General features: G+C 63.2%; 16 protein-coding genes. 5 read left to right on the top strand and 11 right to left on the bottom strand.

Annotated elements, in window-relative coordinates; all coding sequences use genetic code 11:
- Positions 1–308 precede the first annotated feature (308 nt).
- Positions 309–581: a DUF1488 domain-containing protein gene (locus tag B0G83_RS00400; RefSeq protein WP_105505475.1), complete on the bottom strand. Its 273-nt coding sequence runs from the start codon at positions 579–581 to the stop codon at positions 309–311.
- 571 nt (positions 582–1,152) lie between these two features.
- Between B0G83_RS00400 and B0G83_RS00395 the strand changes: the two genes are divergently transcribed.
- Complete coding sequence (locus B0G83_RS00395) at positions 1,153–1,626, top strand: GNAT family N-acetyltransferase (RefSeq protein WP_105505474.1); 474 nt, start codon at positions 1,153–1,155, stop codon at positions 1,624–1,626.
- Between the two features lie 38 nt (positions 1,627–1,664).
- Positions 1,665–2,015, top strand: coding sequence for a DOPA 4,5-dioxygenase family protein (locus B0G83_RS00390; RefSeq protein ID WP_105505473.1), 351 nt, complete (start codon positions 1,665–1,667; stop codon positions 2,013–2,015).
- 75 nt (positions 2,016–2,090) lie between these two features.
- Here B0G83_RS00390 and B0G83_RS00385 read toward each other — a convergent pair whose 3' ends face one another.
- The 5 genes from B0G83_RS00385 to B0G83_RS00365 all read right to left on the bottom strand — a co-directional run bounded on the left by B0G83_RS00385 (position 2,091) and on the right by B0G83_RS00365 (position 11,491).
- The gene (locus tag B0G83_RS00385; protein ID WP_105505472.1) at positions 2,091–2,405 is read right to left on the bottom strand and encodes a high-potential iron-sulfur protein; all 315 of its coding nucleotides are present in this window, start codon (positions 2,403–2,405) and stop codon (positions 2,091–2,093) included.
- Positions 2,406–2,539: 134 nt separating this feature from the next.
- Complete coding sequence (locus B0G83_RS00380; RefSeq protein WP_105506504.1) at positions 2,540–7,438, bottom strand: response regulator; 4,899 nt, start codon at positions 7,436–7,438, stop codon at positions 2,540–2,542.
- 373 nt (positions 7,439–7,811) lie between these two features.
- Positions 7,812–8,534, bottom strand: a complete 723-nt coding sequence (locus tag B0G83_RS00375) for a PepSY-associated TM helix domain-containing protein (RefSeq protein ID WP_105505471.1) — start codon at positions 8,532–8,534, stop codon at positions 7,812–7,814.
- On the bottom strand, positions 8,531–9,214 hold the full coding sequence (locus B0G83_RS00370; RefSeq protein WP_105505470.1) for a Fe2+-dependent dioxygenase: 684 nt from the start codon (positions 9,212–9,214) through the stop codon (positions 8,531–8,533). The genes B0G83_RS00375 and B0G83_RS00370 overlap by 4 nt, the downstream gene beginning before the upstream one ends.
- 72 nt (positions 9,215–9,286) lie before the next feature.
- Entirely contained in the window at positions 9,287–11,491 is a 2,205-nt protein-coding gene (locus B0G83_RS00365) for a TonB-dependent siderophore receptor (RefSeq protein WP_105505469.1), read from the bottom strand.
- 453 nt (positions 11,492–11,944) lie between these two features.
- Here B0G83_RS00365 and B0G83_RS00360 point away from each other — a divergent pair, with 453 nt between their 5' ends.
- A complete protein-coding gene (locus B0G83_RS00360) occupies positions 11,945–12,940 on the top strand; it encodes an aldo/keto reductase (RefSeq protein ID WP_105505468.1) in 996 nt (331 codons plus the stop codon).
- 15 nt (positions 12,941–12,955) lie between these two features.
- Here the strand turns inward: B0G83_RS00360 and B0G83_RS00355 are convergent, their stop codons facing one another.
- From B0G83_RS00355 to B0G83_RS00335, 5 genes are all read right to left on the bottom strand, one after another.
- On the bottom strand, positions 12,956–13,525 hold the full coding sequence (locus tag B0G83_RS00355; RefSeq protein WP_105505467.1) for a YbhB/YbcL family Raf kinase inhibitor-like protein: 570 nt from the start codon (positions 13,523–13,525) through the stop codon (positions 12,956–12,958).
- Between the two features lie 39 nt (positions 13,526–13,564).
- Positions 13,565–14,365 (bottom strand): ROK family protein, encoded by an 801-nt coding sequence (locus B0G83_RS00350; protein WP_105506503.1) that lies wholly within the window; start codon positions 14,363–14,365, stop codon positions 13,565–13,567.
- A gap of 71 nt (positions 14,366–14,436) precedes the next feature.
- Complete coding sequence (zwf, locus tag B0G83_RS00345) at positions 14,437–16,059, bottom strand: glucose-6-phosphate dehydrogenase (protein WP_105505466.1); 1,623 nt, start codon at positions 16,057–16,059, stop codon at positions 14,437–14,439.
- 216 nt (positions 16,060–16,275) lie between these two features.
- Positions 16,276–19,116 (bottom strand): glucosidase, encoded by a 2,841-nt coding sequence (locus B0G83_RS00340; RefSeq protein WP_105505465.1) that lies wholly within the window; start codon positions 19,114–19,116, stop codon positions 16,276–16,278.
- Between the two features lie 51 nt (positions 19,117–19,167).
- Positions 19,168–21,177, bottom strand: coding sequence for an amylo-alpha-1,6-glucosidase (locus B0G83_RS00335; protein ID WP_105505464.1), 2,010 nt, complete (start codon positions 21,175–21,177; stop codon positions 19,168–19,170).
- A 252-nt stretch (positions 21,178–21,429) separates the two neighbouring features.
- Here B0G83_RS00335 and B0G83_RS00330 point away from each other — a divergent pair, with 252 nt between their 5' ends.
- Positions 21,430–21,735, top strand: a complete 306-nt coding sequence (locus tag B0G83_RS00330; protein WP_258167630.1) for a hypothetical protein — start codon at positions 21,430–21,432, stop codon at positions 21,733–21,735.
- A 59-nt stretch (positions 21,736–21,794) separates the two neighbouring features.
- Complete coding sequence (locus tag B0G83_RS00325; RefSeq protein WP_105505462.1) at positions 21,795–23,957, top strand: phosphocholine-specific phospholipase C; 2,163 nt, start codon at positions 21,795–21,797, stop codon at positions 23,955–23,957.
- The last annotated feature ends 52 nt before the right edge of the window (positions 23,958–24,009 follow it).

The raw sequence follows: 24,009 nt of genomic DNA, 5'->3' as shown, positions 1-24,009 counted from the left end.
CTTCGCGCGCTTATCGCACTCACTGCGCGCCGTTTTCCATTGCTTCGACTTCCTACTGCTTTACTGCCCTGCCGCGTTCGACAACCGCGGCACACTGCCATCAACGGTACGGTTCAAAACAACGCGGGGGGAGACCGCGTCGATGGGGCTCGGTGATTTGTCGCGCCATGGAAAACAGTTTATAGGAGTCGTTGCGAATGCAATTGGGCGAAGCGAGGGGAATTGGCGGCCTAATTTGGCGAATCGGCGTAACACAAATTCAAACGCCGATTCGAACGAAAATTCGTCAGACAGAATCGCGACAGCCGTCAGCCGCGCGCGACGAAATCGCTGATGGTCAGCAGGACTTTTTCGCCCGGCCGCGCGAGCATCTTTCTTTCCGCGACCGCGGTGATACGTTGGCGGCCGTCCGCGAACGTCTTGAGAATGCGCGCCTCACCCGCGCCGCGCTGTAGCCAGAAATGCTGCTCCAACGCTTCACGCGTGACGGCGCACTCGAGATCCCGGCCTCGCGTCGAAAGCTGGAAAATCACCGCGCGTCCGTCTGCCGAGACGCTGGGTTCAAGCTCGATAATCTCCATAGCCCACCTCGCAATGTTCGTTAAGCCGTTCGCCGTCTTGAACGAATGACGGCGCATCAAACTGAATGGAAACGCAGGCCAGGCGTTCCATCATGTCGACTCATCCCATCCGCGCGGTTCTACCGCCCCGATCGCCGCACGCGCCCCCGCCCTCACGAGCAAAGGTCGTGGCGAATGAATCCATGTCGGGATGAAAGACAGGCGTCGGTGGTTCGACGTTTGGTACGCGCGGTGTCGATCCCGCGCCCACCAATCCGCGAACTAGGCAAAAGCAAAGCCCATGCCAATAAACGCTCAAGCGCTTGTGCCGAACCTGGCGAGCGCGGCGCAGTCGCACCGCGTCGAGCATGCGCGCTGCCTCGCGAGCCGCAAATGCCGACCGCGCCTGTTGCCGCGCGCCGTGCATCGCGCCCGGCGGTGTCGGCGCTGACCGTACGCCTATAGCGCCGACAACGTCGCTGAAGCAAAACGTGGAAAAGCCGAAACATCGCAGCATGGTAAAAAAGCGCAACGCACGCGACAATTCACAGCCATTCTTACCTGCCGCGTGGGCACCGCCAACGCTATCCACATGTCCGTTCAAGAACCCGCCCTCACCTTGCGTCCTGCGACACACGCCGACGAAGCCTTTCTATTCGAACTGCGCAAAGCCACGATGACGGAGCATCTGACCCGTGCCGGCGAACCCGTGGACGACACCGCCCATCGCGCGCGCCTGCTGCATCGCTACGACGCGGCGCAGGTGATTTGCATCGACGGCGCGCCGGCCGGCCTGCTTAAAGCGTATCGCACCCACACCGAGTGGGTCGTCGTGCAGGTGCAAATTGCGCCGGCTCAGCAAGGACGCGGCATCGGCGAGCGCGCGCTGCAATCGGTTTTGCAGATCGCGCGGACCGATGCGTTGCCCGTCACGCTCAAGGTGCTCAAAGGCAATCCGGCGAAGCGCCTGTATGATCGTCTCGGCTTCGAGATCGACGGCGAAGATGAGATGCAGTTTTACATGCGATACGCGCCACGCGCGTCGGCGGAAACTGAAGCAGAATAAATGTCGGATAAAGACTGAACCTCACCACGGACCCTGCCATGAACCTTCGCGACACCTCAGCCATAGAAAGCTGGCACGCCCACATCTATTTCGACGCGAGCAGCCGCGACGCCGCGTGGGCCTTTCGCGACGTAGTGCAAGCGCACTGGAACGGCAAGCTGCAATTGGGCCGCTTTCATGAACGCCCGGTTGGGCCGCACCCTATGTGGTCGTATCAACTCGCGTTCGCGCCCGAGCAATTCGCGGAACTGGTCGGCTGGCTCACACTGAATCACGGCGCGCTCGATGTGTTCCTGCACCCGAATACGGGCGATTCACTGAGCGACCATCGCGACGCGGCAGTGTGGATTGGCCGATCGCATGAGTTGGTATTGAGCGCACTGGGGTGACGGGTCACAAGCGGGTCACAAGCGGGTCACAAGCGGGTCACACGCGGTGCGTCGAAGCGGCCGCTCAACAGCCCGTCACATATTCGAGTACGAATCGCACCAGCCGCGCGCGGCGACCTGCTTGTCGCCGAACAGCGTGCAGCCGCCGTAGGTATCGGTGGTTTTGCCCTGAAACAGCGAGCAGTTGCCGCAATTCTGTCCCGCCGCATAGCCGGGATATTTCGCCTTGTCGACCTTCGAAGCGTCTTCTTTATAGCCGACGGCTTGCGCCTTCGGATCGGCTTCGCTGAGCGTATTCGCGGGGTCGGCGAACGCGGTGCCCGACAGAACGAGCGATGAGCCGACGCCCACGCTGAGCCTCAGCAGAAATTCGCGGCGCGATGTTTTCATGATGTTCCGATAGGAAGTGGGGGACTCACTTCAAGCGCGACGATTCTAGCGCGCGCCGTCGCTTTCCCGCTGGCAAGCCGGCAGGCGCGGGCCGGCACTCCGGTGTGCCCTGCCAAGCCCACAGCGTCCCCCGCCTAGCTCAGCGGCGTTTTCAGCGCATCGATCAGATCCAGCATTTCGAAGGGCTTGCGCAGCAGCATGGCGTGCGGCAACACCTTGCGCTGTTCCGGCGTCAGCACGAGGTCGTAGCCGGTCAGAAAGATCACCCGCAGATCGGGCCGTTCGCGGCACACGTCCAACGCCAGATCCACCCCGGACTTGCCGGCCAGCCCCACGTCGGTCAGCATCACGTCGATCGCGTGATCGCGCAGCATCTGCTTCGCTTCGCGCTCGCCTTCGGCCTCCAGAATGTCGAACTCGAACGTGCGCAGCAATTCCGCCGTGCTCACGCGGATCAACTCGTCGTCTTCCACCAGCAGAATCCGCAGCCGTGCGCTCGCGGCAAAACCGTCGGCGCTGTCCGCCGCGAGTGGCGGCTCGATCTCAAGAAGGTGCCGCTCGGCTTCGGCAATCTCGGCCGCTTGCGGATTCTGCGTCTGCAACACGTAGCGGACTTTGCGCGCCAGCGCCTCGTGCGTGTACGGCTTGCTGAGCAATTCGATGCCTTCGTCGAGCCGCCCGGAATGCACGATCGCGTTATCCGTATAGCCCGACGTGAACAGCACCGCGATCGCCGGCAGCCGCTCGCGCGCCTTGCGCGCAAGTTCGGTGCTGCGCAACGCGCCGGGCATCACCACGTCGGTGAACAACATGTCGATCGGCACACCGCTTTCAACAATCGCCAGCGCGCTCTGCGCGTCTTTCGCCTTCAGCACGCGATAGCCGAGATCGGACAGCATTTCGACCACGGTGGTGCGCACTTCCTCGTCGTCCTCGACCACCAGCATCGTTTCCGTGCCGCCCTTTGCCGGGCCGGCGTCGATATTGGTTTCGAGGTCCTCTTCCTCGCGGACGCGCGGCAGATAAATGCGAATGGTCGTACCGTGCCCTTCTTCGCTATAGATCTTCACATGGCCGCCGGACTGCTTGACGAAACCGTACACCATGCTCAAGCCGAGGCCGGTGCCCTGACCTTCCGGCTTGGTGGTAAAGAACGGTTCGAAGACGCGCTCGCGCACTTCCGGCGACATCCCCGCGCCGGTATCCGTGACCGCGAGCATGACGTACTGGCCGGGTGTCACCTCGGCGTTGCGCTTGGCGTATCCGTCGTCGAGCGCGGCGTTGCCGGCTTCGATCGTGAGCTTGCCGTGGCCGCTCATCGCGTCGCGCGCATTGATCGCCAGATTGAGCAGCGCGTTTTCCACCTGGAACGGATCGACCAGCGTATTCCACAGGCCGCCCGACACGATGGTCTCGATCTCGACGCCGTCGCCGAGCGCACGCCGCAGCATATCGTCGAGTCCACGCACGAAGCGGCCGAGATTGACGACCTTCGGCGCGAGCGGCTGACGCCGCCCGAACGCCAGCAATTGCGACGAGAGATTCGCACCGCGCGCCACGCCCGCCAGCGCATTGCGCACACGTTGCTCGGCCTTCTCCGCGCCCGCGACGTCTTTCGCGAGCAATTGCAGATTGCCGCCAATCACCTGCAGCAGATTGTTGAAGTCGTGCGCGACACCGCCCGTGAGCTTGCCGATCGCCTCCATCTTCTGCGCCATGCGCAACGCTTCTTCGGCGAGGTGCAGCGCCTCCGTGGTTTCCTTGTCGGCCGTGACGTCGCGGCCCACGCCGTGAATCCGTGCGGTATCGGGATCGAGCGCGAGCGTCCACGCGACCCAGCGCCAGCTGCCGTCGATCCGCTTGAAGCGGTTTTCGTAGCGCACCGGCACACCGGTACGGCGCAATTCGGCCAGATGCGCGGCGACGACCTCGATGTCATCCGGATGCACCAGGTCGACGTAAGACCGCGACAGCAGCCAGTGCTTGTTATGACCGAGCGCCGTGCTCCACGACGGGCTTACGCGTTGCAGGCGGCCCTCGATGTCGGCGACCACCAGCAGATCCTCGCTCAACTCCCACAGACGGTCACGGTCCGCCACCGTTTCGATCACGCGGCGTTCCAGCGTCTCGTTCAGATCGCTTAGCGCGTTCTGCGCCTTGGTGCGCTCGGCAATCTCGGTTTGCGCGGCCTGATAGAGACGCGCGTTGTCGATTGCAATGGCCGCCTGCGCGGCGATGCCGACGACGATCCGCTCGGCGCGCTCGGTGAACACGCCGGGCTCCGGGTGACCGAAGAACAACCCGCCGACCACCTCGCCGCTACGCGACTGCACCGGTACGGCCAGATAGCTGCGTACTTTCAGGTGGCCTTCCGGCATGCCCTTATGCGGCGCGTTGTGGCCGTAGCGCGGATCCTGGGTGATGTCCTCGACACGCACGATCCCCGTGCCGCTGAATGTGGGCGCGAACACCGCCGTGTTGCGCGGCATCGGGAAGCGATCGAAGGTTTCCTTCGGCACGCCGGACAGCGTGTAAAGCGTGTAACTGCCGCCATGATCGTCGAGCACGTTGTAGAAGAACGAGCCGAACGCGGCGCCGGCGAGTTCGGTGGCGGCATCGGTCACGATCTGCACCGCGCGGCTCAGATCGAGTTCGGCCGCGACCGTCGAGCCGACGCGATTAAGAATTTCCAGCGTGCGCGATTCCTCGCGCAGCTTCATTTCGGTCTCGCGACGCAAACGGGCCAATTGCAAATTGCCGGCCACGCGGGCCAGCAATTCGCGGGCGGAGAACGGCTTGGTCAGATAGTCGTCCGCACCGTGCTCGATACCGTCGAGGCGCGATTCCTCCCCCGCGCGGGCGGACAGCATCAGCACCGGCGTATCGCGCAACACGGGATCGGCGCGCAGTTCACGCAGCAGGCCGAAACCGTCGAGGCGCGGCATCATCACGTCGGACAACACCAGATCCGGCGGCGCCGCGCGCGCGGCGTCGAGCGCCGCCTGACCGTCGGAGGCGAGCTGCACGTCGTGGCCTGCCGCGCGCAGAATCCGGCTCATGTACTCGCGCAAATCCGCGTTGTCGTCGACCACCAGCAGGCGCGCGGCAGCCGCCGGTGCGGCATCGGAACCTATTGCGCCGCCGCGCGGGCCGTCGGCAACCGGCGCATCCGCGAGAATCTCGTTCTCCGGACTCCAGCGCAAAGCCGCGTCGGCATACGTGCGCGCGTGTCGGCTCATGGCGGCATGCACGGCGTCGTCTTCAGTCTGAGCCGGCACGGCGCCGCGCGGCAGCGTGACCGTGAAGCACGCGCCGTCGCCGAGTACGCTGTCCACCTGCACCGTGCCGCCATGCAGCTTGACCAGCTCCTGCACCATGGCGAGTCCAATGCCGCTGCCTTCGACCGAGCGGCCCGGCGCACCCGCCACGCGATGAAAGCGCTCGAAGAGGCGCGGCACTTCTTCTTCGGCGATACCAATGCCGGTATCCGTCACGCTGACCGTGACGCCCTCGCCCTGGATCGCATGCACCGTCACCCGGATCGTGCCGAAGAACGTGAACTTGTACGCGTTCGACAGCAGGTTCATCACGACCTTTTCCCACATCTCGCGGTCGAGTTGCACGACCACCGGCGCAGCGGGAACGTCCACCTCGAGCCGCAAGCCAGCCGCCTCGATCGCGGACTGGAACAGCGACGCGAGTTCAGCCGTGAAGGCGGCAATGTCGGTAGGCTGCGGGCAACTCTGAATGCGCCCCGCCTCGATCCGCGAAAAATCCAGCAGTGCGTTCACCAGCTTCAGCAGACGCAAGCCGTTGCGATGCGTGATCTCGATCAGCGCGCGGTCGTCGAGGTCGTTGCCGCCGCCGGGCACCGCGTTGACGACGCCCGCCTCCCGCTGCGGCCTGGCGAGCAATTCCTCGAGCGGACCCAGCATCAGCGTCAGCGGCGTACGGAATTCGTGGCTGATGTTGGAGAAGAAGGTGGTCTTCGCGCGGTCGATTTCGGCCAGTGCCTCCGCGCGCCGCCGCTCTTCTTCATAGGCCTGCGCGTAACCGATCGCCGCGCCGATCTGGCCGGCGGTCAGATTCAGAAAACTGCGGTAAGCGTCGTCGAACAGGCGGCAAGGATTCAGACCGGCGATCAGCACCACCGCTTGCGTCGTTTCGCTGCCCGTCGACACCGGCAGAATCACGGCCTGCTCGGGTGCGATGTGCCACGGACCGCGCGGCACCTCGGTACCGAAACGCTGCGTCAAACCGCGCACCATGTGCGGGACCTGGATATTCAATACGTCGGCCACGGGCCATGCCGGTTCACCGGTCAGACTCATGGACGCGGGCGCCAACGGATGCCCCGGCTCGACGCCACTCGACGCGACGAGCGTAACCGTATCGCTGCCGGGTTCGGCGGCATAGAGCAACGCGAAGGGGATATCCTGCTGATTCGACTTCAACGCGCGCGCGCTCAGTTCGCATGCCTCGCGCCAGTCGCGGCCGTCCGGACTGGCGGCCGCCAGTTCCTTCAGGAGCGCCAGTTGGCGTTCGCCGACCACGCGCAGCGTGTCGTCGCTATTGGCGCAGAGGATCCCGCCGGGCTCGCCGTCGTCGCCGGGAATCGGGCTATACGAGAAGGTGTAATAGGTTTCCTCGGGGAAGCCATTGCGCTCCATGATGAGGAACTGCTGTTCGACGAAGATGCCTTCGGTGCCCGTCATCGCAGTGTTCAGCAGCGGCTCGATCTCGGTCCAGATTTCGCGCCACACCACACGCGCAGGCTGACCGAGCGCCACCGGATGCTTGCCGCCAATGATCGACTTGTACGGGTCGTTGTAAAACTTGATGAGCTCGTCGCCCCAGCCGATCCAGATGGGTTGGCGCGAAGTCAGCATGATGCGGATCGCGAGCTTCAGCCCTTGCGGCCAGCTCTCGGGCGCGCCGAGCGAAGTCTGTGTCCAGTCGTAAGCACGAATAAGCGCGCCCAGTTCGCCGCCGCCGGACAAAAACGGCGGTGCGGCGCGGGGCGTAGACGGCATATCCGACGTGAAACTGTCCGGCTCTTTCAACGCGATCTCCTCGACGCGGCGGCGTCACGATCGTACGGCGCCGCGTTGAGGAACGGGTGCCCGATACGATGGAAGGCGGGTGCAAAACGGCGCAATTGTTCTAGCGCGATTCTCGCACGTCACAAGCTGCCGGGGGAAGTCGGGAAGGCGTGTAAACGCCTGAAGCGGCGGGGTTTTCGCGTCCCGGCGCGGGCTGCTGGACAGCACGCTTCGCAGGGACAAAGGAGATTGATGGTTGGCGGCAAAATGCCGGTAAAACGTACTTTAATAAAGCGCGCGGGCAAGGCGATCTTCCCGACCGTATCCTTGCCCGCCGCGTCGTGACGGTAGACCTGAAACAGCCCTACAGCAGACCCACACAAACCGCCGCAACGATCGAGCCGAGCACCAGCACGGCGCCCACCGTCTTGCGTTTGTTCAGCTCGGTCCAGAGCAGCACGCCGGTCAGCGACAGCAGAATGATGCTGCCCGCCAGCGTATCGATCAGCAAAACCCAGCCGACACTCAAGCCGACGCCCTTGTGCAGATTCGTCAGCATCGCGAGAAACGTGTTGTCGCTGCGCTTGACCGTCACATAGCCGTTGCCGACCCAGTATTCGGCCGAGGTATTTTCATGCGGCGACGCAAAGTTAAGCTGCCAATGCTCGGGTTGCACGACGCTGCGATCGCCCCATGCGACCGGGTGCGCCGGCTCTTTCTGCACGCGTCCCGGCGTGCCGGTCAGATGCAATTCGTGCTTCAGCCATTTGCCCAACTCGCGCGGCGTTTCCGGCGCGGGTTGCGGCAACGGCACTTGCATCGTCGACACTTGCGGCTCGCCGGTCGACACTTTCAACGGGCCGCCGCGATGATTCAGCAGAAAGCCCGTGGTACCGAACAACAGCCCCAGCGCCGCGCCCCACAAGCCGATCCAGCCGTGCACCTTGCGCAGCCATTTGACGAAGGTGGCGCGGCGCGAGCGCTGCTGGCGCGCCTTCAGTTCGCTGCCGCCGAGCCGTTGCGGCTCGCGCGCGGCCGGGTCGAGGCCCGTGGCTGGTTGAAGGTCGATTGCCTCGGGTACGCTCACGTTTCGCTCCAGGTACGCAACAGGTTGTGATAACAACCGACGAGGCTGCGGCGCGCGGCATCGTCGGCGTGGGTGGCATTGAGACGTTGAATCGCGGTGTCCATGTCGAACAGCAGCGCGCGCTGCGTGTCGCTGCGCACGAGGCTTTGCACCCAGAAGAAACTGGCGAGCCGCGCCCCGCGCGTGACCGGCGTCACCTGATGCAGGCTCGTGGCCGGATAGACGATCATGTCGCCGGCCGGCAGCTTGACCTGCTGCACGCCGTAGGTGTCTTCGATCACCAGTTCGCCGCCGTCGTATTCGTCGGGCCCGGAAATGAACAGCGTCACCGAGACGTCGGTGCGCAGCTTTACGCCGTTGGGCAGCACCCGCACCGCGCCGTCCACATGACTGCCGAACGTCATGCCGCTTTCGTAGCGATTGAAGAGCGGCGGATAGGCCTGATTCGGCAGCACCGCGCTGATAAACAGCGGATGCCGTTCGACCGCCGCGAGAATCACGTCGCCGAGTTCGCGCGCGAGCGGCGTGTGCTCGGCGATCTGCTGGTTGCGCTTGACCGGCGCGCCCTGATAGCCGGCGGTCGCGCGACCGTCGACCCAGGCGTCGCCGGCCTGATCGAGCCGCTCGCGCACGAAGCGCAACTGCTCGGCGTTCAGTACATTCGGAATCCGCAGCAACATAAGTGTTTCCTTGGCGTGGGCTTGCCGTTCTCGACCGAAAACGGCAAGCCTAACGCAACCGTTCGGCTTACATCAGAAGCGGTAGTCGAACGTGGCCAGCAGCGTGCGGCCGATACCCGGCACGGAGCGGCCGCCGTCCGATTGAATCAGACCGTCGTAGTACTGCTTGTTGGTCAGGTTCAACAGGTTCAGGCGCACGTCGTATTTCTTCGCGTGGTAAGCGGCGGTGGCGTCCCAACGCGTGTAGCCCGGCACTTCGACGTAGTTCGTATTCGACGCGTAGCGCGGCGACATGTACGTCGGGCCACCGCCAATTTCCCAATGCGGCGTGATCGCGTAGGTGGTCCAGAGCGTCAACGTGTTACGCGGCGTGTTGGCCGGCGTATGCCCTTGCGTACCGTCGAGCGCCTTCAGCACCACGGCGTCCATGTACGTATAGCCGCCGAAGATCTGCCACTTGTCGGTGATGTGACCGGTTACGCCGGCCTGGAAACCGTCCACGCGAATATCGCCGTCGAGTTCGTATTCGGTCGGCGAGACCTGGGTGCGGGCGTTGGTCATTTCCTCGCGGAAGAACGCCGAATTCACCGACAGATTGCCGCCGAGCAGATCCCACTTGCCGCCCACTTCATACGACTTGGTCGACTCCGGCGCGAGATTCTGCGTGAGGTTTGTGACAGTCAACGCTTCGAGCGACGGATCGAACGACGTACCGTACGACACGTAGTACGACTGCCAGTCGGTCGGCTGATAAATCACGCCGGCGCGAACGCTGGTGAAGAAGTTGGTTTGACTCGCGTAAGCCGGCAGACTGATCGAGTTGTGGATCTGCGCCTGGAAGCGATCCCAACGCAAACCGCCAATCACCTTCCAGTGCTGGCCGAGCGAAATCGTGTCGTTCACGTAGCCGGCAATTTCATTCGAGCCGGAGTTCGCGTAGTTGCCGACCGTGGTGGTGACTCCCGCTGGCGAGGACAGGTACGCCGGGTTCAGCATCGTCACGACCGGCAGGTTGTTACGCGTGTACGCCTGATTCGAGTAGCTGTCGTGGCCGAGTTCGACGCCGGCGATCAGGTCGTGCTTGATCGGGCCGGTGTCGAATTTGTATTCGACCGTGGTGTCGTTGTACAGCGAGTGGTTCTCGATCACGCGGTCGTGGCTTTGCAACTTGATGAACAGTTGCGACGGCGACAAGCTTGTGAAGTTGCCGTTGACCAGCGCGGGACTGGTAGCGAGCGGGCCCGTCAGCACCGATTGCGGCGCGGTCTCGCGGGCGTCGGTCATCGAGTGCGAGAACTGCGTCTGGTTGGTCAGCGTCAGCGCGTCGGAGAACTTGTGCTTGATCGCGGCGGTGAACGTCTGCACGTCCTGGATCGTGCGGTCGGTGGTCAGGCCGTAGAACGTATTCTTCGGCACCGGCGACGGACGGCCGTTCAAGGCCTGCACGCCGTAGTCAGGCATGTCGTCGTTGTGCTGGATCAGCGCGGACAGCGTCACCTCGGTCGGCGTGCCGATGCCGAAGCGCACTTCCGGCGCGATGCCATAGTCCTTGTTCTTCATCACGTCGCGCGTCGAGCCGAGACTCTGGCCGAATGCGTTCAAACGAATCGCCGCAGTGTCGGTCAGCTTGTGGTTCACGTCGACGGTGCTGCGATAGCGGTCGTCGGTGCCGATCATTTCCGAGACTTCCGCCGAGTCTTTCAGGTTCGCTTTCTTGCTGACCTGATTGATCACGCCGCCCGTGGAGCCGCGGCCGAACAACATCGACGACGGACCGTACAGCACTTCGAGTTCCTCGAGGTCGAAGGTGTCGCGATAGTACTGGTTGCGATCGCGGAAGCCGTCCAGATAGATGTCGTTCTGCGCGGTGAAACCGCGCAGGTTGATGTTGTTGCCGATCTGGCCGCCTTCGGCGCCGCCGATCGTCACGCCCGGCGCATTGCGCAGCGCGTCCTGGAACGACGTGGCGCCTTGCGAAGCGAGCACGTCTTTATTGATGACGGTGACCGTCTGCGGAATGTCGCGCAATGCGGTGGGCGTCTTCGCACCGACATTCGATTTCTCCGCCTGGAAGTCCTGTTGTTCAGCCTGCGCCGCGACGCCGATGGTCGGCAGCGTGCCGCTGTCGGTGGTGGCGGTAGCGGCGCTGGCGCTTGCGGCTTTGTCGGTCGACGACTGCGTCGTGCCTTGCACGGCAGTCTGCGCGACGGCCGGCGTCGCAAAAGGAATGGCAAAGGCTAGCGCTAACGCGGTCGCAAGCGGCGTGTGGTTGAACATGGAAATCCCGTCGGAGGTGCGCTTGCCGGATGCGCATGTCTGCGCATGCGATCAATGACAAAGCTGCATTTGGCTGGCTGCCGGTCTCCTGGATGAAGCAGGAACGACGGGATGGCTGGCTGATGGTTAAATGAGAATCGATATCATTCCATACGCATAAAGCGGCATCAACGTCGGCATCTCTTACTTCGTGAAATGGAATTATTTCGGTATTTTACGAGCGTATGGATAACGTAATTTTCAATGCGACGGCGCGATCCGTTTATTACGGTTTTGTAAAAATTAGACAAGCGCAAAGTAAAACAGATCAATGTGATTGAAAGCCACTCTGCATGAACTTGCTTTCAAACGGGTAACAAATCGTGAGCCCGATCACCGACACGAAATCACGACACGGTTTATCCTTTTTGCAACACCTCTGTCCTCACTGTTCCGTTCACCTCGGAGTTGACCATGCAATACCGCCAATTCGGCCGCACCGGCCTGAATGTTTCGCGACTGTGTCTCGGCACGATGACTTTTGGTCTGCAGACTGAAGAGGACGCCTCGCAGCGCATTCTCGACACGGCCGCGGAGGCCGGCGTGAATTTCATCGATACGGCCAACGTGTATCCGCTCGGCGGCGGCGAGGGTCTGGCCGGACGTACGGAAGAAATCGTCGGGCGCTGGCTGAAGGGCAAGCGCGACCGCTTCATTCTCGCGACGAAGGCCGTCGGCAAGATGGGGCCGTCGGCGTGGGACCAGGGCGCGTCGCGCAAACATCTGCTGGATGCGATCGACGCGTCGCTGCGCCGTCTTGGCACCGACTACGTGGACCTCTACCAGCTCCACTCCGACGACGCGAACACGCCGCTCGACGAAACGCTCGAAGCGCTGGACGTAATCGTGCGATCCGGCAAAGCGCGCTATGTGGGCGTGTCGAATTTTCTCGCGTACCGGCTGGCGCTCGCGCTGGGCCGCGCCGATGTGCTGCGCGTGGCGCGCTTCGTTTCGGTGCAGCCGCGCTACAACCTGCTGTTCCGCCAGATCGAGCGGGAGTTGCTGCCGCTGGCCGCCGAAGAGCATCTCGCCGTCATGCCGTATAACCCGCTCGCGGGCGGCTTGCTGACCGGCAAGCACAAGCTGGATGCCACGCCGACCTCGGGACGTTTCACCGAGACTGTCGGCAAGGCTGGCGCGATGTACCAGGCGCGTTACTGGCATCAACGCGAGTTCGAAACGATCGAACGCTTGCAGGCCATCGCGGCGCCGACCGGCGAGTCGTTGACGCGCGTTTCGCTGGCGTGGGTGTTGGCGAATCCGCAGATCACGTCGGCGATTATCGGCGCAAGCCGTGCGGAGCAATTGAGCGACACGCTCGCGGCTTCGGAGTGGGTGCTCGACCCGCAAATCAAGACGCAACTCGACGAGGCGAGCGTGGAATACCGCTGGGGCGACGCGGCGCGCTAGGCGCCGCGACGTGATTTATCGCCCGTAGCGCAGCACCGTGCTCGACGCGGCGAGCACATGATCCTTGATGGCCGCGAGCAAAGCGTCGCGCGTCAGCCCGGCGGGCAACGCATCGGGCGGCAGATCGAGCGCGTAGACCTGCGCGACGTAGTGATGCGGCACATCGCCTACGGGCGGACACGGACCGTAATACCCCGGTCCGCCCGTGCGATTCGTTCCGGAGACGCTGCCGGGCGGCGAACTGGCGCCGGCGCCGAGCGACGTCGTCGAAGCCGCGACGCCATACACGATCCAATGCACGATGCCCAGGCCCTTCGCGCCGTCCGGATCGAAGATCGTCACCGCGTAACTCTTCGTCCCCGCGGGCACATTGCGCCATTGCAGCGCCGGCGACACGTTGCCGCCGCCGCAATTGCTCGCGCTCGCGGCATGGCTCGCGTCCAGCGTGCCGCCGTCGGCCAGACCCGGCGAAGCAACCGCGAACGCTTCGGCCGCACGGCCATGCGTCGCTGCAAGCGCTAATGCCGCGCACACGCCCACCGAAAGCAGGCGTCGCGCGAGGTCAAACCGGCCGCTCCGTATCATCGTGCATCACCCCTTTTTTTACGCTCACGGCTTGCAGAGTCATTTGAACCGGCCTGTCCGTGCCGTCGCTTCCGGCAATTGGCGCGTCTCGCGGAACGACTTCGGGTGCCACAAACGCGCGCCGCCTTCGATACCCGCGTCGTTGGAAACGGTCGCCACGTTGGCCGGCAAATCGAACGTGAGACGTGCCGCGTTGCCGCCGCCGATCCACAGCTTGTCGTAGTTCACGAGCGCGCTGAGAATCCCGATCACTTTCTTAACGCGCCGGTTCCACGTTTTATTCCCGATCTTGTCGCGCGCGGCGTCGCCGATGTATTCGTCGTAGGCGACGCCTTTCTTGCTGACCGGGTGATGGGCCAGTTCGAGATGCGGCATCAGTTCGCCGTCGCGGAACATGGCCGTGCCCGCGCCCGTGCCGAGCGTCAGCACGAACTCGAGACCATGCCGCTCGATCGCGGCGAAGCCCTGCATCTCGGCGTCGTTGATCATGCGCACCGGCAAGCCGCCTAAGCGCTGCGCCAACGAATCCGCCAGCGGAATGTCATGCCAACCCTCCACGCCGAAATGCGGCGCGGTCAGGATGCGGTTGTTGCGCACCACGCCGGGAAAGCCGATCGACATCAACGTAGGCGGTTGCTGTTCGATCAACGGACCGGCCAGCTTCGCCAGCGCATCCACCAGTTGGTCCGGCGTACACGGATGCGGCGTCGCGACCCGCACGCGTTCGGTTTTCATCTGACCGTCGGCGTCGATAATCGCGGCCTTCAGACCGGTGCCGCCAACGTCGATCGCCAGAATCCGCTCGGTGCTGCTCGTCGCTTTCGTCTTGCGCGTCGCCACGGTCTTACGTGCTGCCACGGTTTTGCGTGTTGCCACGGTATCCCCCGAATAGTTTGAACCGCGTGATGGAATCACTTCTTTTCGACTGGAGCCTGTTGCAAGGGCCGCCATGCGTGGCCGTCGCGGGCGAGCAGCGCGTCCGCTTGCGCCGGACCTTCGCTGCCCGAGGCATAACCATGCACCGGCATCGCGCCGCCGTCTTTCGGATGCAGCACGTCTTCGACCGCCGCCCAACTGGTTTCGATGCTGTCGGCGCGCTGGAATAGCGTCTCGTCGCCGAGCATGCAGTCATAGAGCAAGGTCTCGTAGCCGACGTTCGCGCGCTCGGCGAAGAAGTCCGCATAGTCGAACGACGACTGCACCGCGCCGACCTGCATGACCGGTCCCGGCGTCTTGACGTTGAAGTCGAAGCTGGTGCCGTGCGCCGGATCGATACGCAAGGTCAGCACGTTCGGTGTGAGCGCGTCGACGGGCGTGTCGCGGAATAACCGGAACGGCACCGGCTTCAGTTGCACCGAAATTTCCGTGCGGCGTGCGGCCAGCCGCTTGCCGGTACGCAGATAGAACGGCACACCGGCCCAGCGCCAGTTCTCGACGTACACGCGCGCGGCGGCATAGGTTTCCGTCGTGCTGTCGGGCGCCACGTCCGGTTCCTCGCGATAGCCAACACCCGGCGGGCCCTTTTCGTATTGACCGAACACGACGTCGTCGGCGGTCAGCGGCTGGATCGCATGCATGATGTCGGCCTTCTTGTCGCGCACGGCTTCCGCATCGAATGAATTGGGCGGTTCCATCGCGACCATGCCGAGCAACTGGAACAGGTGGTTCGGCAGCATGTCGCGGAACGCGCCGGTCTGCTCGTAGAACTTGCCGCGCCCTTCCACGCCGATCGTTTCCGCCGCCGTGATCTGCACGCTGTCGATGTATTCGCGCCGCCAGATCGGCTCGAACAGCGCATTCGCGAAGCGCACCGCGAGAATGCTCTGCACGGTGTCCTTGCCGAGAAAGTGATCGATGCGATACACCTGCGATTCTTTGGCAAACGACAGGATGTGCGTGTTCAGATCGCGCGCCGACGCGAGATCGGTGCCGAACGGTTTTTCCACGACGATGCGGCGAAAGCACCCGCTTTCGCCCTCGCCTTCCTTCAGCAGACCCGCTTTGCCGAGACGCTCGACGATCGGTTTGAAGAACCGCGACGTGACGGCGAGATAGAAAATCACATTGCCGCCCTGCGCCTGATCGAGCTTCTGCTTCAGCTTGCTGAAGACGTCGTCGGTTTCGAATTCGCCGGCCATGTATTCGAGGCGTTGCCCGACCCAGTCCCACGCTTTTTCGTCGAGCTTGCCGGCGTGGAAGGTGCTGGCTTTGTCGGCGGCGAACTGTTCGAGCGACTTGTGCAGATCGTCGCGCCATGCACTCGTCTCGCGCTCGCCGTGATTCACGCCGATGATTTTCATGCCGTCGTCGAGCAGGCCATCCACGGCGAGGTTGTAGAGCGCCGGCATCAGCAGCCGTTTGGTCAGGTCGCCGCCGGCGCCGAAGATCACCAGCGTGCACGGCGGCGCGGGCCGCTTGCCGGCTGGCGACGCCGGAGCGGACGGCGCGTCGTGCGGGCTCACGCTGACTTTGCAGCTGGGTTCCGCAGCGGTGGCGGGGCGGTTGGAAGCAGGCGTATTCGGTGTAGTCGACATGGGATTCACTCAGGAAGCCAATGGAACAGACGTGGCGGTACATGAAAGACCACGCTTGAAGCCACACAGTTCAAAAACGACTCTACAACCGGGCCGACGCGCTGGCGTGTAGGGTTTATGTAACCTGCGCGCCGGGTTTATGTAACCTGCGCGCCGGGTGGCGCGGCCCACGGCTTGCTAACGCGCGACCCGCTAATGCTCGACGTGTTCGGCTTGCTACCTGGTAGTCACTGCGGTCACGAGCGCGGGTGCGGGCTCGGGCGCGGCTTCGGGCGCCGCGGCAGGCGCAAACTCCGTCGGGCACGCCGGCGTCGCGACCTGCGCATTGGGCCCGGTCGGAATCGGCGCCTGGTCGCCCTCGCCGGTCAACGGCACATTGCCCGACGCAGCCATGGCACGCGGTTGCAGCAGCAACGCAACCAGTCCGGTCCAGCCGGTCTGATGCGAAGCGCCCACGCCGCGCCCGTTGTCGCCATGAAAGTACTCATGGAACAGCACCAGATCACGCGAATGCGGGTCGGCCTGCAGCAACGGATACGCACCCATCACCGGACGTTCGCCATCCTTGTTCTTGAGGAATAGCGTCGTGCAGCGGCGTGCGAGTTCATCGGCGATTTCGCTCAGCGAGAACTTTTGCCCAGACCCGGTCGGATACTCCACACGAAAATCGTCGCCGTAATAGCGATGAAATTCGTACAGCGATTCGATCAGCAGATAGTTCATCGGCATCCACACCGGGCCCCGCCAGTTCGAATTGCCGCCGAACACGCGCGAATCGGATTCGGCCGGCAGGTATTTGACGGTGAAGCTGTCGCCGTTGTGATTGAATACGAACGGCTGGTCGCGATGAACCCGCGACAGCGCCCGCACCCCGTGATCCGACAGGAACTCGCTTTCGTCGAGCGCGCGGCGCAGCAGCGCTTTCATGCGATGTCCGCGCAACAGCGAAAGCAGCAACGCGTTGCTCTTGCCGGGTTCGTTCCAGCGTGAGACCAGCCGCGCCAGATCAGGGCGATGTTCGAGAAACCAGGTCAGCCGTTCGCGCAGCCCCGGCAAGCCGCCATGCAGACGATGTTCTAGCACGTGCACGGCAAACAGCGGAATCAGGCCGACGATGGAGCGCAGCCGCAACGGAACGTTGCTGCCGTCAGGCAGGCGCAGCTTGTCGTAAAAGAATTCATCTTCCGAATCCCAGAGTCCCGTCTCGCAGCCGTCGTCGCAACTCACGGCTTCGGCGATATACAGGAAGTGTTCAAAGAACTTCACGCCGATATCGACGAACACGTGGTTCGCATAGGCGAGTTCCAGCGCGATACGCATCAGGTCGAGTGCGTACGCGGCCATCCACGCGGTGCCGTCGGCCTGATCGATATGACCGCCGGTGGGCAGCGGCGAAGAGCGGTCGAAAATGCCGACGTTGTCGAGTCCGAGAAAGCCGCCCTGGAAAATGTTGTGGCCGTCGGCGTCCTTGCGGTTCACCCACCACGAGAAATTCAGCAGCAACTTGTGGAACACGAGTTCCAGAAAATCGCGATCCGCCTTGCCGGTGAGCGCCCGGTCGATTTCATAAACGCGCCATGCGGCCCACGCATGCACCGGCGGATTGGCGTCGCCCAATGCCCATTCGTAGGCCGGTATCTGACCGTTCGGATGCTGATAGCGGTCCTTCACCAGCAGCAGCAATTGACGCTTGGCAAACGCGGGGTCGATCAGCGCGAATGCGGCGGCGTGGAATGCCAGATCCCACGACGCGTACCACGGGTACTCCCACTTGTCGGGCATCGACACGATGTCGGCGTTGCACAGGTGCCGCCAGTCTGTGTTGCGGCCTTTTTTGCGGCTCGCGGGCGGTGCGGGTTGCAGCGGATCGCCGTCGAGCCAGCGTTGCACGTCGTACTGGTAGTACTGCTTCGACCACAGCATGCCCGCGAGCGCCTGGCGCTGCACGAGACGCGCGTCGGGATCGGTGATTTCGTGCTGCAACGCGCCATAGAATTCGTCGGCCTCGGCAATGCGGTGCGCGAAGACCGCGTCGGCATCGAGCAGCACGTCGTCGGGACTCGATTGCGGACGCCAGCGCATGTACACCACCGCGCGTCCGTGCGGACCCAATTCGATCGATGCATGCGCACCGGCCTTGGTGCCTTTATCGCGACGCACCGCGTGTTCGTCGCCATGCACGAGGTAGTCGTTGAAACCGTCTTTGAATGGACCCGGGCTGTCCATGTTGAACAGACGCTTGACGTTAGTGTCGTTCTCGCAGAACAGCCAGTCGACCTGCGGCGCGTCTTTCGACCAGGCCGTCACCACGATCGGATCATGGCCGTGCTGATGGCCGATCAATTGCGGGTTGCCGTTGTGATCCGTGCCGGCGGTCAGCGACGGCTTGTCTTTGTTCTCTTTCCAGGACCACGAATTGCGCGCCCAGATCTGCGGCAGCACATCCAGCGAAGCGGCCTGGTCCGCGCGATTATTGATCGTCACGCGCATCAGGATGTCGTCGGGCGCGTGCTTCGCGTATTCGACCTGCACGTCGAAATAACAGCAATCGTCGAACACGCCGGTATCGAGAATTTCATACTCCGGCATGTCGGCGCCGCGGCGGCCGTTTTCCTGCACGAGGTCGTCGTAGGGAAAGGCCGCGATCGGGTACTTGTAGAGCATTCGCATATACGAATGCGTGGGCGTGCCGTCGACGTAGAAGTACAGCTCCTTCACGTCCTCGCCATGGTTGCCCTGCGCGTTGGTGAGGCCGAACAGGCGCTCTTTCAGGATCGGATCTTTGCGGTTCCACAGCGCGAGCGACACGCACCAGCTCAGTTTGTCGTCGCCGAAACCGGCAATACCGTCTTCTCCCCAACGGTAGGCGCGGCTGCGGGCGTGGTCGTGCGGAAAGGAGTCCCACGCGGTGCCGTCCGGGCTGTAATCCTCCCGCACCGTGCCCCATTGACGCTCGCTGAGATACGGCCCCCAGCGCTGCCAGTGGGCACAGTCGGCCGAATGCAGGCGTGAACCTTCAAGGGTAGCGAGCAGATTCGCAGCGCGCAGCGGTGGCATGACTCCGTCCTTGCAGCAGGCTTGGCAGCGGGACACACATCGTAGCGCGGTTTACGCGCCAACGGGCTCCTGCCCGGCAAGTAGAACTTCAATGCGCAGCAACTCGCCGAGCGACCAGGCTTGAAACGGCGTGCCGGCCGGCGCGTGCGGGGCATCGCCATCGGCGATTTCCGACAGATGGTCGAGCCCGGCGTGATCGAGATGCGCGACCAGCGGGTCGAGAAAGCGCATTTTGGCTTCGCTGCGGGCCTCTGTTGCCGTACCGTGAACCCGCAGCCACGCTTCGACGAATGGACCGAGCAGCCATGGCCAGACGGTGCCTTGGTGGTAGGCGCCGTCGCGTGCGAGCGGCGGGCCGCCATAGTGTCCGCAGTACGCCGGATCGGACGGCGCAAGCGTTCGCAAGCCAAGCGGCGTGAGCAAGTGCGCCTCGACCTGATCGAGCACCGTGCGGGCCGCGGCGCCTTCGAGTAACGGAAACGGCAGTCCGCCTAGCGCAAAAATCTGGTTGGGCCTGATCGCGCGGTCGACCGTGCCTTTGACGTGGTCGACGTCGATGTTGTCGAACAGGGCCTGAGTCGACGGATCGATGAAGCGTTCATGAAACGCTTGCAACGCTCGGTCGGCGGATGACTGCCATTGCGGATTCCAGATTGCTGCAATGCGCAACGCGTTGATCCAGAGCGCTTGCACTTCGACCGGCTTGCCGATGCGTGGCGTCACCACCCAGTCGCCGACTTTCGCATCCATCCACGTGAGTTGCACGCCGGGTACACCGGCGCTCAGCAGGCCCTCTTCGGGCGATGCCTGAATCCCGAAGCGTGTGCCTTTCGTGTAGCCCGCGAGGATGGCCTCGACGGCTTGTTGCAGGCGCTGCGCGGTGGCGGCGCTAGCGTGCTGCGTGGCCAGATAGTCGTGGACGGCGACGATGAACCACAGCGAGGCATCGACCGAGTTGTATTCGGGCGTGTCGCCGTAGTCGGGAAATCGGTTCGGCAACATGCCCTCGGACAACGTGCCGGACCACTCGAGCAGAATCGCTTCGGCTTCGTCGAGACGGCCCGACGCGATCAGCAGGCCCCGCATGGCGATGAACGTGTCGCGGCCCCAGTCGGTGAACCATGGAAAGCCCGCGAGGATCGTACGGCCCTCGTTGCGCGCAACGACGTAGGCGTCGGCGGAACGCTGCAGGCGGGAGCCGAGGGCGGCGCGGCGTCGTTGTTCGATGCTGCCGAGTTCGGTCGCGTGTGGGGCCGCGGCTTGGGCGTTCAATGCGGGCTGCTTCTGCAATGGCGTCGCCAAGTTGGTTGTGCCTGCAACGCTCGCGGTAAGAATCATCACCGCTTCACCCTGCGCGAGATCGAAGCTGAACACGCCTGGCGTCGCGAGATCCTCGCTGAAGTCCAACCCCCGTTCCTGCTCCCGGACGTAGCAGAAATTTCGATACCAATCGGGCGCGTGCGTGTACGCGCCGTTCGTCGCGGCATGAATGGCCGGCACGTCGCCATAGGGCTGCCAGCTGACGCATGATCGATCGGCACTGGTCTGCGCGTTGAAGTCGAATGCCGGGTTCTCGTGATGCAACGCGTGATAGTCGCGGCCCGAAAGCAGCGGCCTGACTTTGAGCGTCGGCGCATTCATTGCTTCAGCAGCCGTTCCCGTGTCCTGCAACCGCCAACGCAACACCGTTTCGCGCGTCGCTTTGCTAACGAATACTTCCGCGATCAGCACCCTCTGCGCGTCGAGGTCGAAGCGCCACGTCGGCCACGGTGAGGTATCGAACTCAATAAGACGCGTTGTGAGGTCCGGGTAAATCACGTCGGGCACGTAGCGTTGCATGCTGAGCGGAAACCGCTGCCCATTCGCTTCAACCCATGCCTCCACACCGTTGACGAGCACCATCCGCCCGCCCGGCGCGCGCGTCGCCGTCAGCAGCAGTGCGTGATAACGACGCGTGCGCAGCGTGCCCACGGTGCCCGAGGCAAAGCCGCCAAAGCCGTCCGCCTCCAGCCATTCGTCCTCGAGACGCGTGATGTCGAAAGGTCGTTCGATGCGTGTCATGAAGTTATCGGGTACGCACAGCCGTTAATCGTTAGGGATGCCTCGACTGCCGGCATGTGGCGCTTCGGTGACCATTGTCCTTCTTATCACTTTCCATTTCCTTTCTAAAATCCGACGTAAATACGCAAGATTTGCCACTCGCAAACGTTTCACAATTATTTCTTGAAAGGAATAGAGACTGCATCCGCTTTCACGAAACTGGATGCCGACATGAGAAGAGACAAAAGCTTCGCGAGCGCCGTGGCAATTTCAATGGCAGTACTCGTATTGACCGCTTGCGGTCCCGACGATTCCGCGTCGAGCGGCGCGCCTTCATCGTCTTCCAAGGGCATGACCGCCGCCGATGGCGGCGCCGTCCAACGCGCCGCCGCCTTGCCCGCGACGCCAATCCTCAACACATCCTCAACGCTCGCCGCGAACGCGGCCGCAACTGCGAACGCCGCCGCCGCGGCATCCGATCCGATCACGCAAGACATGCAGGCCAGTCTCGCCGCCGATAGCCGGCAGGTCGCGCCGGTGATGCATTACGCGCCCGGCGACAGCGCCACCAGCAACTGACCCGATTCAAGCCGCGCGCCAGACGCGCTATTCTTCCTCCCCGCAGAAGGTGATATTCGATGACATCAACTAGCCGTCGCCGTTTCTTGCAGACCGTCGCTTCATCCGCCGGCGCCGCTGCCGCGCTGACCGCGCTGCCCGAGTCGATTCGCAATGCGCTGGCCGTCCCCGCGTTTTCGCGCACCGGCACCATTCGCGATGTCGAGCACATCGTCGTGTTCATGCAGGAGAACCGTTCGTTCGACCACTACTTCGGCCATTTGCGCGGCGTGCGTGGCTACAACGACCGCTTCCCGATTCCGCTGCCGGGCGGCAAGCCGGTGTGGTATCAACCGTCGAAGGAAGACCCCACGCAGCCGGTGCTACCGTTCCATCTGAACACGGCGACCACTAGCGCGCAATGCGTGGGCGATCTCGATCACAGCTGGTACAAGACGCAAGCCGCGATCGACGGCGGCCGCTACGATCAGTGGCCCGCCAACAAGACCGACATGACGATGGGCTATCACCTGCGCAGCGACATTCCGTTTCACTACGCGCTGGCCGATGCCTTTACCGTGTGCGACGCGTACTTCTGCTCGCTGCCGGGACCGACGCACCCGAACCGCGCGTATCTGATGAGCGGCATGGTCGACCCGAGCGGTACGATGGGCGGCCCGCTGCTCGACAACAACGATTTCGTCGACGGCGACGGTCCGCCGAATTACCAATTGCTCTCCTGGACTACATATCCGGAACGCCTGCAGGCTGCGGGAATTTCGTGGCAGGTGTATCAGCAAGGGTTGACCGGCGCCGATCCGTTGAACGGCAATTACGGCACCAACATCCTGCAGAATTTCACGAACTTCATCAACGCGCAGCCGGGTTCGCCGTTGTATGAGCGCGCGCAAACCGTGCGTACCATCGACGATCTGAAGGCCGACGTGATGGCCAACCAGTTGCCGCAAGTGTCGTGGTTGTGCCCGCCGGCCGCGTATTCCGAGCACCCGAGCTACACGCCGGCCTACGGCGCCGAATACACGTCGCAGATTCTGGATGCGTTGACATCGAATCCCGAGGTGTGGAGCAAGACCGTGCTGTTCATCATGTACGACGAGAACGACGGCTTCTTCGATCACCTCGTGCCGCCGCAACCGGCGACGACGCCTGCGCAAGGGCAGTCGACGGTCAGCACCGACGGCGAGATTCACAACGTGGTCAATCCGCAGCGCGGCGGCAGCTATACGGCCGATGGTTTCCCGTACGGCCTCGGCCCGCGCGTGCCGATGACGATCGTGTCGCCGTGGAGCAAGGGTGGTTTTGTGTGTTCGCAGGTGTTCGATCACACGTCGGTGATTCGTTTCATCGAGGCGCGTTTTGGGGTGTACGAGCCGAATATCACGGCCTGGCGTCGCGCTGTGTGCGGCGATCTGACGACCGCGTTCGACTTCCGCACGCCGGATTCGAAAGTGCCGCCGTTGCCGGATACGAGCAACTACAAGAGCATCGCGGACAACCAGTGCGCGACGCAGCCGAAGCCGACCGTGCCGACGACGCCGGGTGCAATCGATCCGCAGGAAAGTGGCATTCGTTTCGCGCGGGCGTTGCCGTACGAGTTGCATGTGAATGGTCATGCGGACGTGAAGAAGAACACGTTCGAAATTTCGATCGGCAATACCGGCGACCAGGGCGCGCATTTCTATGTGTACGGGACGAATCGCACGGATGGTCCGTGGCGTTATACGGTTGAAGCGGGTAAGTCGCTGAAGGAGACGTTCGATCTGACGTCGACGAGCGGTGTTTACGCGTTCGAAGTGTTCGGGCCGAATGGGTTTGTGCGTAAATTTGCGGGGAATACGCAGTTGGCGGCGGCGCAGACGTCGGCGGCTTCGCAGGTCGCGGGCTGGGGTGGGCATGAGAAGCCGGCGCATCCTGAGGTGAAGGTGCAATACGACGTGGCCAATGGGAATGTGTTCCTTAAGTTCAGCAATAGCGGCGGTGGGGTTGCGCGGTTGACGGTGACGGATAACGCGTATGGTGCCCGGACGCGTCCGGTGTTCGTGCCGGCTGGCGCGCATATTGAAGAAGCGTGGGTGCTGGCTTCGAGTCATCACTGGTATGACTTGACGGTGACGAGTAATGACGACGCCAGCTTCTTGCGTCGGTTGGCGGGGCATGTTGAGAACGGGCGGCCGAGTATTAGTGATCCGGCAGCCGTGGCGCCGGTTTTGGTTGGGATTTGAGGGTTTGCGGTTTAGCTTATGACCGTGGCAGGTGAGGAGAAAGGCGCGAATT

The organism is Paraburkholderia sp. BL21I4N1 (genome assembly GCF_002973525.1).
Taxonomy (GTDB): Bacteria; Pseudomonadota; Gammaproteobacteria; order Burkholderiales; family Burkholderiaceae; genus Paraburkholderia.
Note: the sequence above shows the minus strand (reverse complement) of the source record. Positions and strands in the feature narration are given on the sequence as shown.